This is a genomic window from Dactylosporangium sp. NPDC005572 (assembly GCF_040605515.1).
GTDB lineage: Bacteria > Actinomycetota > Actinomycetes > Mycobacteriales > Micromonosporaceae > Dactylosporangium.
On sequence record NZ_JBEXCY010000126.1, the window covers coordinates 1 to 420 of the forward strand.

At 70.2% G+C, this 420-nt stretch carries 1 protein-coding gene; it reads right to left on the reverse strand.

Translation table 11 applies throughout. From position 1 onward, the window contains the following. On the reverse strand, positions 1-263 hold a 263-nt coding region (locus ABZS66_RS40370; protein WP_354767337.1), incomplete at its 3' end, for a response regulator transcription factor. Positions 264-420 lie beyond the last annotated feature (157 nt).

Consider the following 420-nt stretch of genomic DNA (forward strand, 5'->3'; position numbering starts at 1 on the left):
CGCAGCGCCGCGAACACGTACGCGTCCAGGTCGAACATCGTCAGGATGATCACACGCGCGGCCGAGGTCGCGGTGATCTCCCGGGTCGCCGCGATGCCGTCCATGTCGGGCATGCGGACGTCCATGAGAATCACGTCCGGCCGCGTCTCCCCGGCAACCCGGACCGCCTCGAGCCCAGTGCCGGCCTCGCCAACCACGTCCATCCCCGAGGTCTCCAGCAGCACCCGGAAACTCCCACGCAGCAACGCCTGGTCGTCGGCCACCAGAACCCGGATCGGGGGAGCCACGCCACCTCCTCGTGGATTTGCGGCACCACCGCCGTCGGTTGCGAGCGCGCGAACGGAGGCCGTCATGCGCCTTCCTCAGAGTCGTACGGCACACCCGGTCGTGCAGCGCCCACCGCGCGGATGGCGGCCGTCA